We start from the raw sequence: 14,437 nt of genomic DNA on the forward strand, positions 1-14,437 counted from the left end.
GACAACGCTGTCATCCGAACGGCCATACCGTTGCCTCGACGCGCCACCGCCGTCATCCGGGTGATGCATTTCGGGCGTACTCTTGCGAGTGATTTGGCCGACAAATTTGGGAGTTGCCTCGTGACCGCCGGTCGCCCCCCACGAGTGCTCGTCGACGCCACCAGCGTCCCCGCCGATCGCGGAGGTGTCGGGAGATACGTCGACGGACTGCTCGGCGAGCTCGGCCGGCTCACCCCGGAGCGTCTTGATCTCGTCGTCATCGCCCAGCGGACGGATGCGGAGCGTTACAGCCGCATGCTCTCCGCAGCCGAGGTCATCGCCGGCCCCGCGGCGATCGCCCACCGCCCGGCCCGGCTGGCGTGGGAGCAGACCGGCCTCCCGCTGCTCGCCCAGCAGGTCGGCGCCAGGGTGATCCACTCGCCGTTCTACACGTGCCCGCTGCGCGCCGGCTGCCCGGTGACCGTCACCGTCCACGACGCGACGTTCTTCACCGAGCCCGAGCACTACGAGAACACCAAACGCACGTTCTTCCGCAGCGCGATCAAGACCTCGCTGCGCCGCGCCGCCCGGGTGATCGTGCCCAGCAAGGCCACCCGCGACGAGCTGATCCGGCTGCTCGACGCCGACCCGACCCGCATCGACGTGGCCTACCACGGCGTCGACCCGGCCGCCTTCCACGCGCCGAGCGGTGAGGAGAAGGCTCGCGTCCGGGCCCGGCTCGGCCTGAGCGACAGCGGCTACGTCGCGTTCCTCGGCGCCAAGGAGCCCCGCAAGAACGTGCCCAACCTGATCCGCGGCTGGGCCCGCGCGGTCGCCGACTGGCCCCGCCCGCCCGCGCTGGTGCTGGCCGGCGGGCAGGGCCACGACGACGACATCGACCGCGCGGTGGCCGAGGTGCCGTCCCACCTGCGGCTGCTCCGCCCCGGCTACCTGCGCTACGCCGACCTGCCCGGCTTCCTCGGCGGCGCCCTGGTGGCCTGCTACCCGTCCTTCGGCGAGGGCTTCGGTCTGCCCATCCTCGAGGCGATGGCCTGTGCCACCCCGGTGCTGACCACGCCGCGCCTGTCCCTGCCCGAGGTCGGCGGCGACGCGGTGGCGTACACCACGGAAGATCCTGATCGGATCGCCACCGACCTGGCCGACCTCCTGCAGGACGAGCCCCGCCGGACGACCCTGGCGAAGGCGGGCGCTGACCGTGCGAAGGAGTTCACCTGGGCCTCCAGTGCCGACGTGCACGTCAACACGTGGAACCGGGTGTCGGCCAGTCAGTCATGACCAACCATCATTACTATCGGTGCGCATGACCGACCAACGTGACGGCCTCTTCGCCGTGATCCCGGCTGGAGGCAGCGGGACCCGACTGTGGCCGCTGTCGCGCGCCGGTCACCCCAAGTTCCTCCACCCGCTCACCGGCACCGAAGCGTCACTGCTCCAGGCCACCGTGGACCGGCTGGCCCCGCTGGTCCCGCCGGCCGACATCTATGTGGTCACCGGGGTCTCGCACGCCGCGGCGGTGTCCCGGCAACTGACCACCGTGCCGGTGCAGAACATCCTGGTCGAGCCGTCACCACGCGACTCGTGTGCGGCGATCGCCCTGGCCGCCGCCGTCATCGCGCGACGTGACCCCTCGGCGATCATGGGTTCGTTCGCCGCCGACCATCTGATCGCCGACAACCCGAGCTTCATCGACGTCGTCCGGCAGGCGATGGTCGGCGCCCGGCAGGGCCTGCTGATGACGCTGGGCATCACGCCGACCCGCCCCGAGACCGGCTACGGCTACCTCCAATGCGGCGCCGTCGTCGACGACGGGCCCGTGCTCGGGGTCGAGGAGTTCAAGGAGAAGCCGTCGTACGAGGTCGCCGAGGCGTACCTCAAGCAGGGCAATTATCTCTGGAACGCGGGCATGTTCGTCTGGCAGGTCGACGTCTTCCTGGCCGAACTGGCTCGCCAGCAGCCACAACTGCACGCCGGCATCAGCCGCATCGCCCAGGACTGGGAGACGCCACGCCGCGAGGAGGTCCTCGGCGAGGTCTGGCCCACGCTCCCACGCATCTCGGTCGACTACGCCGTGATGGAGGGCGCGGCCGCCGTCGGCCGGGTCGGCACCGTACCCGGCGACTTCGGCTGGAACGACGTCGGCGACTTCCACACCCTGGGCGAGGTGCTGGCCGCCGACACCAACGGCAACGTCGTGCTGGGCAAGGAGAGCCTGGCCAAGCCCGGCGTCCTCCTCCGCGAGACCCAGGGCCTGGTCGTGGTCCCGAACTCCGGCCGCCTGGTGGCCGCGCTCGGCGTCACCGACCTGATCATCGTGGACACGCCCGACGTGGTGCTGGTCTGCCCCCGCGACCGCGCCCAAGAGGTGAAACACATCGTCGACGAGCTCAAGGAACTGGGCGAACTCGGATACATCTAGATGTCGTAGCCGGGTGGGTGGTGCTGACCGTCGCTCACGCCGAGGCCGGGCGCGAGGCTCCAGGCCGCTGGCGCGGCCAGAACGGAGCCGCGCACCCTTCGTTCTGCGTGAGTGGTATCTGATCTGATGTGGTCATGAACGCGGTCGCACAGGTCTTCGCCCTCATCGCCGGTTTGCTCCACGTCGTCTTCTTCATGCTGGAAAGCGTCCTGTTCCGCCGGCCCTTCGTGCAGCGCGCCTTCCTGGTCCGCCCCGAGAACGCCGACGCGGTCCGGTCGTGGGCCTTCAACATGGGCTTCTACAACCTCTTCCTGGCCGCGGGCACCATCGCCGGCGTGATCCTCCTGCACACCGGCGACGAGCCGACCGGCCGGGCGCTGGCCCTCTTCGGGTGCGCCGCCATGTTCCTGGCCTCCATCGTCCTGTTCGTCTCCGACCCACGCCGGTCCCGCCTCCGAAGCGTCGCGCTGCAGGGCGCGGCCCCTCTGATCGTGATCCTGACAACGGTCCTCTGAAAGGCCTGGCGGCCGTGCGATCGGCGCGGAGGCCGTGGGATGGCGCGAGCCCGGCCGGATGGTTCCGGCCGGGCTCGCGGTTTCGTCTGTCGGATGCGCCCTGGGCGCCGTGGTCAGGAGCGGGGCGGCTCCTGGTTGGCGGGGCCGAAGCCGGGGCGGTCGTTGCCGACGATCTGAGTGCGGTCGTCGGAGGACGGGTCGGGGGCGGCCGGAGACTGCGGGGCCGGCGGGGATGACGTCGGCTGGCCGTAGGACCCCGGGGACTGGCCGGGGCGCGGGACCGCCTGGGTCGGCTCGGCGAAGGCCTGGCCGGGCGCCGGCGGCGGCGGCGGGAAGGACGGCCCACCGCTGGACGGTGGCGGGAAGGACGGCCCACCGCTGGACGGTGGCGGGAAGGACGGCCCACCACTGGCCGGCGGGTTGAAGGGCGACGGCGGGGCGCTGCTCGGCGGAGGGAAGGAGCCGGGAGCGCCGGACACGGGCGGGCCGCCATACGTGCCAGGGGCGGGAGGCCCGGAGGACGGCTGCCCCCACGCCGGAGGCTGGCCGTAACCAGCCGGCGGCTGGCCATGGGAGGGCGGCTGCTGGTTCCACGTCGGCTGGGGCTGACCGGGCTGGGGCTGGGTCGGCTGGCCGGGGTGGTAGGGGCCGGGCGCCTGGCCGTAGCCGGGCTGGCCGGGGTAGGTGCCGGGCACGCCGTAGGCCGGCTGGCCGTACATGCCGGGCTGGGGTTTGGGCTTGGCCACGTGGAAGAGGCCGCGCCAGACGTTGTACATGGCCCAGCCGGCCACGGCCAGCAGGCCCAGCCACGCGGCGCGGGCGAGTAGCTCCTGGAGGGCGCTCTGCACGCTGAAGCCGGCGATGTTGATCAGACCGACGAGGAAGCCGAAGATCACCCCGAAGAAGGCGGCCGCAGCGTACTCGGCCAGGGCGATGATCGTGATCAGCTGCGCCTTGGGGTGGCGGGGCTCGACGAGCAGCGCGAGCAGCACGGCGGCCAGCGGGAGGAAGATCGTGGCCAGGTTGATGAAGTCGTAGAAGCTGGCCTGTGTCCGGGTGGTGAACGTGTCGCCGTCGCCGAACGGGATGAGGTCGATGATCGACACGAAGATCAGGACGGCCGGCAACCCCACCAGGGCCCAGGCGGCGATGTCGCGCAGCGGCCGGAGCAGCTGGAGAACCGAGCGGGTCTCCGGTTGGCTGGTCACGGTGGGTCTCCTCGTTGAGTGATCGGTCCGACGGGTCGGCCTAGCGTAGTCGTAAGGGGCCAGGGAGGCCCGGTAACCACAGGTGCGCGAGGATGAACTCATGCGGATCACGGTCCTGACCGGCGGCATCGGCGGCGCGCGTTTCCTGGCCGGCGTACGGGCGTACGCGGGAGAAAACAAAGCCGACGTCACCGCCGTGGTCAACGTGGGTGACGACGTGCGCATGCACGGCCTGCAGATCTGCCCCGACCTGGACAGCGTCATGTACACGCTGGGCGGGGCGCACGACCCGGAGCGCGGCTGGGGCCGGGTCGGCGAGTCCTGGGCGGTCAAGGAGGAGCTGGCGGCCTACGGCGCCGAGCCGACCTGGTTCGGGCTGGGCGACAAGGACATCGGGACCCATCTGGTACGCACCCAGATGCTGACCGCCGGCTTCCCGCTGTCCCAGGTCACCGCCGCGCTCTGCGACCGCTGGCAGCCGGGCGTCACGCTGCTGCCGGCCACCGACGACCGGCTCGAGACCCATGTCGTGGTGGACGTGGAGGGCGAGCGCAAGGCGATCCACTTCCAGGAGTGGTGGGTGCGTTACCGCGGTGACGTGCCGACGCACCGGTTCGTCTTCGTGGGCGCCGACGCGGCCCAGCCGGCTCCGGGCGTCCTCGAGGCGATCGAGAAGGCCGACGTGGTGCTGCTGGCCCCGAGCAACCCGGTGGTGAGCATCGCGCCGATCCTGGCCGTGCCCGGCATCCGGGAGGCGGTGGCCGGCGGCCCGGCGCCGGTGGTCGGGGTGTCGCCGATCATCGGGGGCTCGCCGGTGCGCGGAATGGCCGACAAGTGCCTGGCCACGCTGGGTGTTGAGGTCACGGCGAGCGGCGTCGGCGCGCTCTACGGAGCCGATCTGCTCGACGGCTGGCTGGTCGATTCGACCGAGACGAATAAAGATGTGCCAGGTGTCACCACCCGCGCGGTGCCGTTGTGGATGACGGACGAGGAAGCCACGGCCAAGATGGTTGCGGAAGCAATCACCCTGGCCGACGTGAGGTGACCATGGAGGGCCTGGAGGTTCTGCCGGTCCGCGGGATCGGTGACGTGACCGCGGGCGACGACCTGGCCGAGCTGATCACCGCCGCCGCGCCGTGGCTGCGGGACGGCGACGTGCTGGTGGTGACCAGCAAGATCGTGTCGAAGGCGGAGGGCCGGCTGGTCGACGTCCCGGCCGACGGCCCCGAGCGTGAGGCGGCCCGGCAGGAGATCCTGGCCGGCGAGACCAGCCGGGTGGTGGCGCGGCGGGGGCCGACGGCGATCGTGCAGACCCACCACGGGTTTGTGATGGCCGCGGCCGGCATCGACGCCTCGAACGTCGACAAGACCCACCTGGTGCTGCTCCCGGCCGATCCGGACGCGTCGGCCCGGGCGTTGCGGGCGGCGCTGGCCGGGCGGGGGCTGCGGGTCGGTGTGATCGTCTCGGACACGATGGGCCGCGCCTGGCGGCTCGGGCTGACCGACGTCGCGCTGGGCGCCGCCGGGATCGCTCCGCTGCGCGACCACAAGGGCGAGATCGATCCGTACGGCAATGAGCTCCAGCTCACCGAGATGGCCGTGATCGACGAGCTGGCGGCGGCGGGCGAGCTGGTCAAGGGCAAGTGTGACGGGGTGCCGGTGGCGGTGGTGCGCGGCTACCCGGGCGTGGGCGAGGCCGAGACGCCGGGCGCGGTCACGCTGCTGCGCGACGCGGCGAGCGACATGTTCTCGCTGGGCACGGCCGAGGCCCGGGCCGAGGGCCTGCGCGCGGCGGCCACGCTGCCGGGCGGCGGGGCGGTGCGTATGAGTGCGCAGAGCCAGGACGGTCCGGTTGCGGCGCGACCTGGGGCGGCGGTGGAACGGGCGTTGGCCACGGTGGCGGAACTGGTCGAGGCGGAGGTCACGGCCAGGGGGATTCGGCTGACGCCGGCGGAGAGGTCGCCCGCCGGGTGGGTCGCGCTGGGGATCGACATCCATCGGGTACGCGCGGCGCTGGCCGCCGAGGGCGTGGCGTCGAGCGTGCGCACCGGCGAGGACGGCGTGGTGATCGAGCCGCACGACGCCGGAAAGGTCGAGCCGCACGACGCCGGATAGAGCCGGATAAGGGCCCCGCGCTGCCTCCTCGCGACCGATCCAGCACAATCGGTTCCCATGACCGATCATGAGCGTGATCACGACCTTGTCGTCTACGGCGCCACCGGGTTCGTGGGTGCGCTGGTCGCCGCGTATCTCGCCGATCACGGGCCGGACGGGGTGCGGATCGCCCTGGGCGGCCGGTCGCGGGAGAAGCTGGAGCAGCTCCGTGGCCGGCTGGGCGTCGACTGGCCGCTGATCGTGGCCGCGGCCGACGACGAGATCGCGATGGCCAAGCTGGCCGCCTCGGCCCAGGTGGTGGCGACGACCGTGGGCCCGTACCTCAAGCATGGCCGGACCCTGGTCCGGGCGTGCGCCGCGGCCGGCACCGACTATGTCGACCTGACCGGCGAGGTCGCCTTCCACCGGCAGAGCATCGACGACAACGAGGAGATGTCCCGGTCCACCGGCGCCCGCATCGTGCACTCGTGCGGCTTCGACTCGATCCCGTCCGACCTGGGCGTGCACGTGCTGCATCAGCTGGTGCGCGGTGACGACGCCGGGCAGCTGACCGACACCACGCTGGTCGTGACCAGCCTGCGGGGCGGGTTCAGCGGCGGCACCATCGACTCGATGCGGACCCAGGTGGATGTCCTGCGCGCCGATCGTGACCTGCGGCGGGTGGCGGCCAGCGCGTACTCGCTGAGCCCGGATCGCAAGGCCGAGCCGGAGCTGGGCCGGCAGGAGGACGCGGTCTCGATGCCGGGCCGGGCGGTCGACCGGTCGCTGAGCGGGCATGTGGGGCCGTTCATGATGGCGTCGTACAACAGCCGGGTGGTGCGGCGCAGCAACGCGTTGCGCGGCTGGGCGTACGGCCGCTCGTTCCGCTACCGCGAGGCGCAGAGCACCGGCACCTCGCCCGCCGCGCCGATCATCGCGGCCGGCCTGAAGGTGGGGCTCGGTGCGCTGCTGGCCGGTCTGTCGCTGCCGCCGACCCGGTTCGTGCTCGACCGGGTGCTGCCCAAGCCGGGCTCCGGGCCGGACGAGAAGACCCGCCGCAACGGTCACTTCACGATGGACATCTTCACCACGACCACGACCGGCGCGCGCTACCGGTCCCGGTTCCGGGCCAAGGGCGATCCGGGGTACGCGGCCACCGCGGTCATGCTCGGCGAGTCGGCCCTGGCGCTGGTGCTGGACCGCGACAAGCTGCCCCCGTCCGACGGCGGCGTGCTCACCCCGGCCACGGCGCTGGGCGACGTGCTGGTCGACCGGCTGCGCGCGACCGGCGTCGAGATCTCGGCGAAGAAGCTGGCATGACCGCGCTGTACGAGGACGCCGTCCGGGTGTTGCGGGGCTGGGACCAGACGCCGGCCGGCCGGGAGACGCTCGACCTGCTGGCGGCCGGCCCGGTCGCGATGACCCGTCGGCACGCTCCCGGCCATGTCACGGCCAGCACGATGATCCTGGCGGATGGCGGAGCTTCAGCCGAGCACCGCCGCCTGCTGCTCTGCCTGCACGGCCGGCTGAACATGTGGATGCAGGTCGGCGGCCACTGCGAGCCGGGGGACGATTCGCTGGTGGCGGCGGCCGCCCGCGAGGCGCGCGAGGAGTCCGGCATCCCCGACCTGGTGTTCGATCCGGTCCCGATCGACCTGGACATCCACCCGGTGCCGTGCCGGCCCACCGGGCAGACCCGTCATTTCGACGTACGCTTCCTCGCCATCGCCCCGCCCGGCGCGGTCGAGCGGATCAGCGACGAGTCGGCCGCCCTGGGCTGGTTCCACCCGGGCGCGCTGCCCAGCCCGCTGGCCGACGGCGTGACCGGGCAGATCGAGGCGGCGCTGACACGTGTCGCCCGTCACTCATGATCGCGACCGATACGACCTAGGCTGCATTGGTGACTGAGGTTACCGAGGCAAGTGTTCGCCGTGCCCTGCGCCGGGCGTCGGACGGCAAGGCGATCGACCCGGGCGAGGCTGAGGCGTTGCTGGCCGCCGCCGGGGAGCAGTTCGACGAACTGCTGACGATCGCGGGCGGGGTGCGTGACGCGGGACTGCGGGAGGCGGGGCGGCCGGGTGTCGTCACGTACTCCAAGAAGGTCTTCATCCCGCTGACCCGCCTGTGCCGGGACCGCTGTCACTACTGCACGTTCGCGACCGTGCCCCACCGCCTGCCGGCCGCGTTCCTGGAGCGCGACGAGGTGCTGGCGATCGCCCGCGAGGGTGCGGCCCAGGGCTGCAAGGAGGCGCTCTTCACGCTGGGCGACCGGCCCGAGGAGCGGTGGGACGCGGCCCGGCAGTGGCTGGACGAGCGCGGCTACGACTCCACCCTGGACTATGTGCGGGCGTCCGCGATCGCGGTGCTCGAGGAGACCGGTCTGCTTCCCCACCTGAATCCCGGCGTGCTGAGCTGGGCCGACCTCCAGCGCCTGAAGCCGGTCGCGCCGAGCATGGGCATGATGCTGGAGACGACCGCGACCCGGCTCTGGTCCGAGAAGGGCCAGCCCCATTTCGGCTCGCCCGACAAGGAGCCCGCGGTCCGCCTGCGGGTGCTCGACGACGCCGGCCGGGTGGGCGTGCCGTTCACCACCGGCATCCTGATCGGCATCGGGGAGACGCCGGCCGAGCGGGTCGACGCCATCTTCGCGATGCGCCGGACGGCCCGCGAGTACGGGCACATCCAAGAGGTGATCATCCAGAACTTCCGCGCCAAGCCCGACACGGCGATGCGCGGGATGCCCGACGCCGAGTTGCGCGAGCTGGCCGCCACGGTCGCCGTCTCGCGGATCATCCTGGGGCCGCGGGCCCGCATCCAGGCGCCGCCCAACCTCATCGACGCCGAGTTCGATCTGCTCCTCCGCGCCGGTATCGACGACTGGGGCGGCGTTTCCCCGGTCACCCCCGATCACGTGAACCCGGAGCGGCCGTGGCCGGCCATCGACCACCTGCGTGAGCTGTCGGAAAAGTCCGGGTTCATCCTTCGGGAGCGCTTGACGATCTACCCGGAGTACGTCCGAAGAGGAGAGAACTGGCTCGATCCTCGCCTGGCCGCGCACGTGGCGGCGCTGGCCGGCCCCGACGGGCTGGCGAACGAAGAGGCGATGCCGGTCGGTCTTCCGTGGCAGGAGCCGGACGACGCGTACGGAACCGGCCGGACCGACCTGTTCGAGACCATCGACACCGAGGGCCGGACCGGCGACCGGCGCGGCGACTTCGACAGCGTCTACGGCGACTGGGACGAAGTGGCGGCCCACGTCGCCGTGGCGCCCAAGCTGCCGACCGACGTGCTGGCCGGCCTCAAGCTGGCCGCCGAAGACCCGGCCGCGCTGCTGCTGGAGGCCAACGAGGACAAGGCCCTGGCCCTGTTCAACGCGGATGGCTCGGCGCTCGACGAGCTGGCCCGGCTGGCCGACGACGTGCGCCGCGACGTCAACGGCGACGACATCACGTACGTGGTGAACCGGAACATCAACTTCTCCAACGTCTGCTACGTGGGCTGCCGGTTCTGCGCGTTCGCCCAGCGCGAGCGAGACGCCGACGCCTACCGGCTGTCCGTGTCGCAGGTCGCCGACCGGGCCGAGGAGGCGTGGCGGGACGGCGCCTCCGAGGTCTGTATGCAGGGCGGCATCGACCCCAAGATGCCGGTCACCGCGTACGCCGACCTGGTGCGCGCGGTGAAGGAGCGGGTGCCGGGGATGCACGTCCACGCGTACTCGCCGATGGAGATCGTGACCGGGGCGGCCAAGGCCGGCGTCTCGGTGCGCGAGTGGCTGACCGCCCTCAAGGAGGCGGGCCTCGACACCATCCCGGGCACCGCGGCCGAGATCCTCGACGACGACGTGCGCTGGGTGCTGACCAAGGGCAAGCTGCCCGCGGCGGCCTGGGTCGACGTGGTGACCACCGCCCATCAGGTCGGCATCCGGTCCAGCTCGACGATGATGTACGGCCACGTCGACCACCCGCGCCAGTGGCTGGGCCATTTCCGGGTGCTGTCCCGCATCCAGGACGAGACCGGCGGCCTGACCGAGTTCGTGGCCCTGCCCTTCATCCACACGAACGCACCGATCTACCTGGCCGGCATCGCCCGCCCGGGCCCGACGCCGCGGGAGAACCGGGTGGTGCACGCGATGGCCCGGCTGCTGCTGCACGGCCGGATCGACAACATCCAGTGCTCCTGGGTGAAGCTGGGCGACGACGGCACCCGCCAGATGCTCAACGGCGGTTGCAACGATCTCGGCGGCACCCTGATGGAGGAGACCATCTCCCGGATGGCCGGCTCGGAGCACGGCTCGGCGCGCACCGTCGCCCAGTTGAAGGAGCTCGCGGCGACCGTTGGTCGCCCGGCGGTGGAACGAACGACGGTGTACGGGCGACGCTAAGTCACAAATTGGGTAAAATCGGACGGGACGCGCCGCGTCGGCGTTACCAAGGCGCGGCTCTGACAGATAGGGCTGGAACGGGACCACGAGGTGTGCGGACGCCTCGGGGAAACGGGCCTATTTATCAGGTTCGGCTTGACGACGCACGCATTACACGCGTGTAATTTCGGGTGGGGTTGCGGGGGAGGGCGGCGCGAGCCGCGTCCCGCCCGCAAGAACACGCCGCGTGCGTGGGGGGTCGCGCCGGGTTGACGCTCGGCGCAGGAATTGGAGGCACGCCGATGGAAGCGCAGGTGGAAGGGGTCGACCTGCTCGGGGACGCACCCGAATGGCAGGAGCGGGCGCTGTGCTCGCAGACCGATCCGGAGGCCTTCTTCCCGGAGAAGGGCGGCTCGACCCGCGAGGCGAAGCGGATCTGCGGTCGCTGTGACGTCAAGGGCGAGTGCCTCGAGTACGCACTGGGGCACGACGAACGCTTCGGCATCTGGGGTGGGCTGTCGGAGCGGGAACGCCGCAAGTTGAAGCGCCGGGTGGCCTAGCGGCCACACGCCCCCGAATAGTGGGCGCGGTGGGCGCGCTAGGCGAGCTCGTCGGGATCGACGCCGAGCAGGTTGGCGACCTGCTCGATGATCACATCGTGGACGAGGTCGGCGAGGTCTTCACGATCCATCGCCCGGAACTCCAGCGGTCGGCGGTAGAGCACGATCCGCGGTGGCAGTTCCTGGCGACCGGGCCGGCCCGGCAGCAGCCGGGCCAGTGGGACCTCGCCGTCCTCCAACACGTCGGAGTCGTAGACGTTGAGTTCCGGCGGCACATCCTCGACCGCGAACTCGACGCCGGCCAGCTCCTTGGCATAGCGCCGCTCGAGCGCCTCGACGGTGTCGAGCACCAGGTCGTCGAAGATCTCGGCCTTGGTGCGGGCCAGCGGCACGGTGGCGGGCACGAGCCGGCCCCGCAGACCACGGCCGTGCCGGTCGCGGCGGGCGGGACGGCCCGGCCCGGCGGAGCGTGCCGCGCGGCCCGGTTCGGCGGTCCGGCGGCGGTCGGGGCTGGTGGTCACGTGTGAACTCTAGTCCGGTCGCCGCCGATCTAGCGCTCTTGCTGGTCGCATGGAGTTTCTTCGCGACGAATTCGCCTATAAGGGGCGGCGTGTCGCCCGGTCATGGCCGAATCGTGATGCATGGTGGTACGGCGTGTCGCGACTTCCGGCGTCTCGGGGGAGATAACGTGCCGCCGTGAGGTCCCCACGGCGCTGCTCCCGAAACGGCTGTCCTCGACAGGCCGTCGCCACCTTGACCTACGTCTACAACGATTCCACCGCCGTGGTCGGGCCGCTCGCGGCCTTCGCCGAACCCCACACGTACGACCTCTGTGAACCCCACGCGCGCAGCCTCACCGCCCCCCGAGGCTGGGAACTCGTCCGCCACGACGGCGAGTTCGCCCCGCCCCCGCCCACCACCGACGACCTCGTCGCCCTGGCCGACGCGGTTCGCGAAGCGGCCCGCCCGGCGCCCCCGCCCCGCCCCGACGAGCACGACCACATGCCCGGCCAGCAGACCGGCCGCCGCGGCCACCTGCGGGTCATCCCGCCGGGTTAGAGAGCCCCCACCGCACCAGGTCCCGGCGGACGCCGGCGATCAGGTCACCCTCTTGCGTCCAGGCCAGCGCGGTCGCCGGGTAGGCCAACGTGAGAGCCTCGGTCACGTCGCCGGACGATGGGTCCACGACTGACAGCGAGCAATCCGCCCGCGCGATCGCCACGAGCGTGTCGCTGCTCGCGATCGCCGTGATCCGGCCGTCGCCGCCCTCGTCCAGTGCCGTGGTCTCGCCGGTGCTCAGGTCGCGTACCCGAGCCTGATCGTCGAGGGCGACCACCACCCGGCCGTCGCCGCACCACCCGACGACCCGCTCGCCGAACTCGGCCGAGTCGACGGCCGCGGTCGGGATCGGCCGGTCGGCGGCCAGATCCCAGAGCTGGAACGGACCCGGGAAGCGGCTGACCGCCGCGCGCCCGCCCCGGATCGCGATGCCGCTGGCGTGGTTGTCGCCCGGGATCACCGAGGTGCGCGTGCCGGTCACGAGGTCGATCCGGGCGATGGTCCGGTCGCACCCGGCCGTGTACGCGGTCGTGCCCAGCATGGCGATCACCCTGATCTCACCGCCCTGATCGGCGATGACGCCGTCGACAACGCCGTCGGAGAGGGGCAAGCGATGCAGGACGTCGTCCGGCGAGCCGTTGACGTCGCCGCCGCCGGCCAGCACCTCGATCCGCCCGTCCACCTCGACCGTGGCCACCGCCCGCACCGGGCCGTGCACCGCGCCGTCCTCAGCCGACAAGAACGAGCCGTCGGCCAGGGACCAGGCGGCGACCGTCCCGTCCGATGCTCCGGCGATCACCCGGCCGTCGGGGCTCAGCGTGAGGGCGGTGATCGTGCTCGTGGCGCCGTGCCCGATCGGCGGCAGGTCGGCGCCGGCCGCCCACACGGCCACGGCCCGGTCCTCGGGCGACGCGGTGATCACCTCGCCAGGCTCGCCCGGGCGGACGTCGGCCCAGCCGGTCGGCCCGGCCAGCACCGGACCGGCCGCACGGTCGGCCTCGACGTCCCAGAGCGTCACGGCCTCGTCGTCGGCGATGGCCAGCAACCGCCGGCCGTCCGGGGTGACGAGCCCGGCGAGGTGGGTGGCCCAGCGCCGCCAGGGCACGCCGAGCACGGCCCGGCCGGCGATCTCCACGGTCCCGTCCATGCCCAGCACGGCCAGCCGATCGGGCACGTCCGGCCAGGTCGCCAGCGCGCAGGCGCGGCCGCTGATCGGGGGCGTGGCGATCGGTGAGCCGGTATGCAGGTCCCAGGCGTGCAGGGCGTCGCCGGCCCCGAACGCGGCCAGGTGGCCGTCCCAGGAGAGGACCGCCACCGCGTTCAGCCGGTCGCCGCCGGCGTCGAGGACCCGTACCGTCTCGCGGGCGGCCAGATCGACCACCCGTACCTGACCGCGCAGATCGGCCGTGACCAGCGCGGGCCCGCCCTCGAGGCCCGCGATGGCCAGGCCCTGCACGACGTCACCGGCGCCCGGCAGCGGCGTCGCCGAGCCGGTGAGCAGGTCGACCAGCCACGGCGTGTCGCTCCAGCCGCAGGTCACCGCGACCGGTCGCCGGTCGAGCTCGGTGACGACCAGCGAGTCGCCGCCCACCCCCGGAACCTCCCGAAGCAGCTCGCCGGTCCCGGCGTGCCAGATCTGCAGAACGGTCTCGGCGTCGTCCTCCTCGACCACGTCGTCGGACGTGGTGACCAGGACCGGGACGCCGTCCACGGCGGTGGCCGCCACCGCCACCGTGAACGTCGCCGGGAAGAGCCGGAGCAGCCGCGGGTCGTCCCCGGCCGTGGTCCACCGCACAAACATGCGGACGACCCTAACGAGTGGCGAGCTCCGCGATCTCCTCCTCGCTGAGCAGCCGGCTGCGGATCAGGAACCGTACGCCTTCGGGCGCCTCCAGCGAGAAGCCGGAACCGCGCCCTTTGACCACGTCCACCGTGAGGTGCGTGTGCTTCCAGAGCTGGAACTGGGACTTGGACATCCAGAAGGTCACCGGCTCGGCGATGCCGTCGATGCGCAACGCCTCCAGGAGCACGTCCGACGCGCCGGTACGGAACTCACCCTCGAGGTAGCACATGGGTGAGCTGCCGTCGCAGCAGCCGCCGGACTGGTGGAACATCAGCGGACCGTGTTGCACCCGCAGCGACCGCATCAGGTCGGCCGCCGCGGGTGTCACGTCGACTCGTGTCACTGTCATTCCTCAGCGGCCTAGGCCGGTTTTTCAAATTTG

14 protein-coding genes are annotated in these 14,437 nt (G+C 72.0%); 10 read left to right on the top strand and 4 right to left on the bottom strand.

The features are described from left to right. The first annotated feature begins 120 nt into the window (after positions 1 to 120). The 3 genes from AB0O15_RS16045 (at position 121) to AB0O15_RS16055 (ending at position 2,931) form a co-directional block, all read left to right on the top strand. Positions 121 to 1,275 (top strand): glycosyltransferase family 1 protein, encoded by a 1,155-nt coding sequence (locus AB0O15_RS16045; RefSeq protein ID WP_364318888.1) that lies wholly within the window; start codon positions 121 to 123, stop codon positions 1,273 to 1,275. 25 nt (positions 1,276 to 1,300) lie between these two features. Next, entirely contained in the window at positions 1,301 to 2,416 is a 1,116-nt protein-coding gene (locus AB0O15_RS16050) for a mannose-1-phosphate guanylyltransferase (RefSeq protein WP_364318889.1), read from the top strand. 134 nt (positions 2,417 to 2,550) lie between these two features. Next, positions 2,551 to 2,931 (top strand): DUF1304 domain-containing protein, encoded by a 381-nt coding sequence (locus AB0O15_RS16055; protein WP_364318891.1) that lies wholly within the window; start codon positions 2,551 to 2,553, stop codon positions 2,929 to 2,931. Between the two features lie 113 nt (positions 2,932 to 3,044). Here the strand turns inward: AB0O15_RS16055 and AB0O15_RS16060 are convergent, their stop codons facing one another. Then, on the bottom strand, positions 3,045 to 4,139 hold the full coding sequence (locus tag AB0O15_RS16060; RefSeq protein WP_364318892.1) for a hypothetical protein: 1,095 nt from the start codon (positions 4,137 to 4,139) through the stop codon (positions 3,045 to 3,047). A gap of 100 nt (positions 4,140 to 4,239) precedes the next feature. Here AB0O15_RS16060 and cofD point away from each other — a divergent pair, with 100 nt between their 5' ends. From cofD to AB0O15_RS16090, 6 genes are all read left to right on the top strand, one after another. Continuing rightward, positions 4,240 to 5,184 carry a 2-phospho-L-lactate transferase gene (gene cofD / locus AB0O15_RS16065; protein ID WP_364318894.1) on the top strand — a complete coding sequence of 315 codons (945 nt, stop codon included), beginning with the start codon at positions 4,240 to 4,242 and terminating at the stop codon, positions 5,182 to 5,184. A 2-nt stretch (positions 5,185 to 5,186) separates the two neighbouring features. After that, positions 5,187 to 6,254: a coenzyme F420-0:L-glutamate ligase gene (locus tag AB0O15_RS16070; RefSeq protein WP_364318896.1), complete on the top strand. Its 1,068-nt coding sequence runs from the start codon at positions 5,187 to 5,189 to the stop codon at positions 6,252 to 6,254. Positions 6,255 to 6,311: 57 nt separating this feature from the next. Further along, positions 6,312 to 7,553: a saccharopine dehydrogenase NADP-binding domain-containing protein gene (locus AB0O15_RS16075; protein ID WP_364318898.1), complete on the top strand. Its 1,242-nt coding sequence runs from the start codon at positions 6,312 to 6,314 to the stop codon at positions 7,551 to 7,553. Continuing rightward, positions 7,550 to 8,104, top strand: a complete 555-nt coding sequence (locus tag AB0O15_RS16080) for an NUDIX domain-containing protein (RefSeq protein WP_364318900.1) — start codon at positions 7,550 to 7,552, stop codon at positions 8,102 to 8,104. The genes AB0O15_RS16075 and AB0O15_RS16080 overlap by 4 nt, the downstream gene beginning before the upstream one ends. 26 nt (positions 8,105 to 8,130) lie before the next feature. Next, the gene (locus AB0O15_RS16085) at positions 8,131 to 10,614 is read left to right on the top strand and encodes a bifunctional FO biosynthesis protein CofGH (protein WP_364318902.1); all 2,484 of its coding nucleotides are present in this window, start codon (positions 8,131 to 8,133) and stop codon (positions 10,612 to 10,614) included. Between the two features lie 281 nt (positions 10,615 to 10,895). After that, positions 10,896 to 11,153, top strand: a complete 258-nt coding sequence (locus AB0O15_RS16090) for a WhiB family transcriptional regulator (protein ID WP_285690347.1) — start codon at positions 10,896 to 10,898, stop codon at positions 11,151 to 11,153. 38 nt (positions 11,154 to 11,191) lie between these two features. Here AB0O15_RS16090 and AB0O15_RS16095 read toward each other — a convergent pair whose 3' ends face one another. Next, positions 11,192 to 11,557 carry a metallopeptidase family protein gene (locus tag AB0O15_RS16095; RefSeq protein ID WP_364319053.1) on the bottom strand — a complete coding sequence of 122 codons (366 nt, stop codon included), beginning with the start codon at positions 11,555 to 11,557 and terminating at the stop codon, positions 11,192 to 11,194. Between the two features lie 292 nt (positions 11,558 to 11,849). Between AB0O15_RS16095 and AB0O15_RS16100 the strand changes: the two genes are divergently transcribed. Further along, positions 11,850 to 12,212 carry a DUF3499 domain-containing protein gene (locus AB0O15_RS16100; protein WP_364318904.1) on the top strand — a complete coding sequence of 121 codons (363 nt, stop codon included), beginning with the start codon at positions 11,850 to 11,852 and terminating at the stop codon, positions 12,210 to 12,212. On the opposite strand, the gene AB0O15_RS16105 is transcribed toward AB0O15_RS16100, so the two are convergent. Together AB0O15_RS16105 and AB0O15_RS16110 are read right to left on the bottom strand one after the other, a co-directional pair. Further along, positions 12,196 to 14,013: a WD40 repeat domain-containing protein gene (locus tag AB0O15_RS16105; protein WP_364318906.1), complete on the bottom strand. Its 1,818-nt coding sequence runs from the start codon at positions 14,011 to 14,013 to the stop codon at positions 12,196 to 12,198. The two genes, AB0O15_RS16100 and AB0O15_RS16105, sit on opposite strands and share 17 nt — an antisense overlap. A gap of 10 nt (positions 14,014 to 14,023) precedes the next feature. Next, positions 14,024 to 14,404 carry a DUF779 domain-containing protein gene (locus AB0O15_RS16110; protein WP_364318908.1) on the bottom strand — a complete coding sequence of 127 codons (381 nt, stop codon included), beginning with the start codon at positions 14,402 to 14,404 and terminating at the stop codon, positions 14,024 to 14,026. Positions 14,405 to 14,437 lie beyond the last annotated feature (33 nt).

Origin of the sequence: Actinoplanes sp. NPDC089786, assembly GCF_040684855.1 — a bacterium.
In the GTDB taxonomy this organism is placed as follows: Bacteria; Actinomycetota; Actinomycetes; order Mycobacteriales; family Micromonosporaceae; genus Actinoplanes.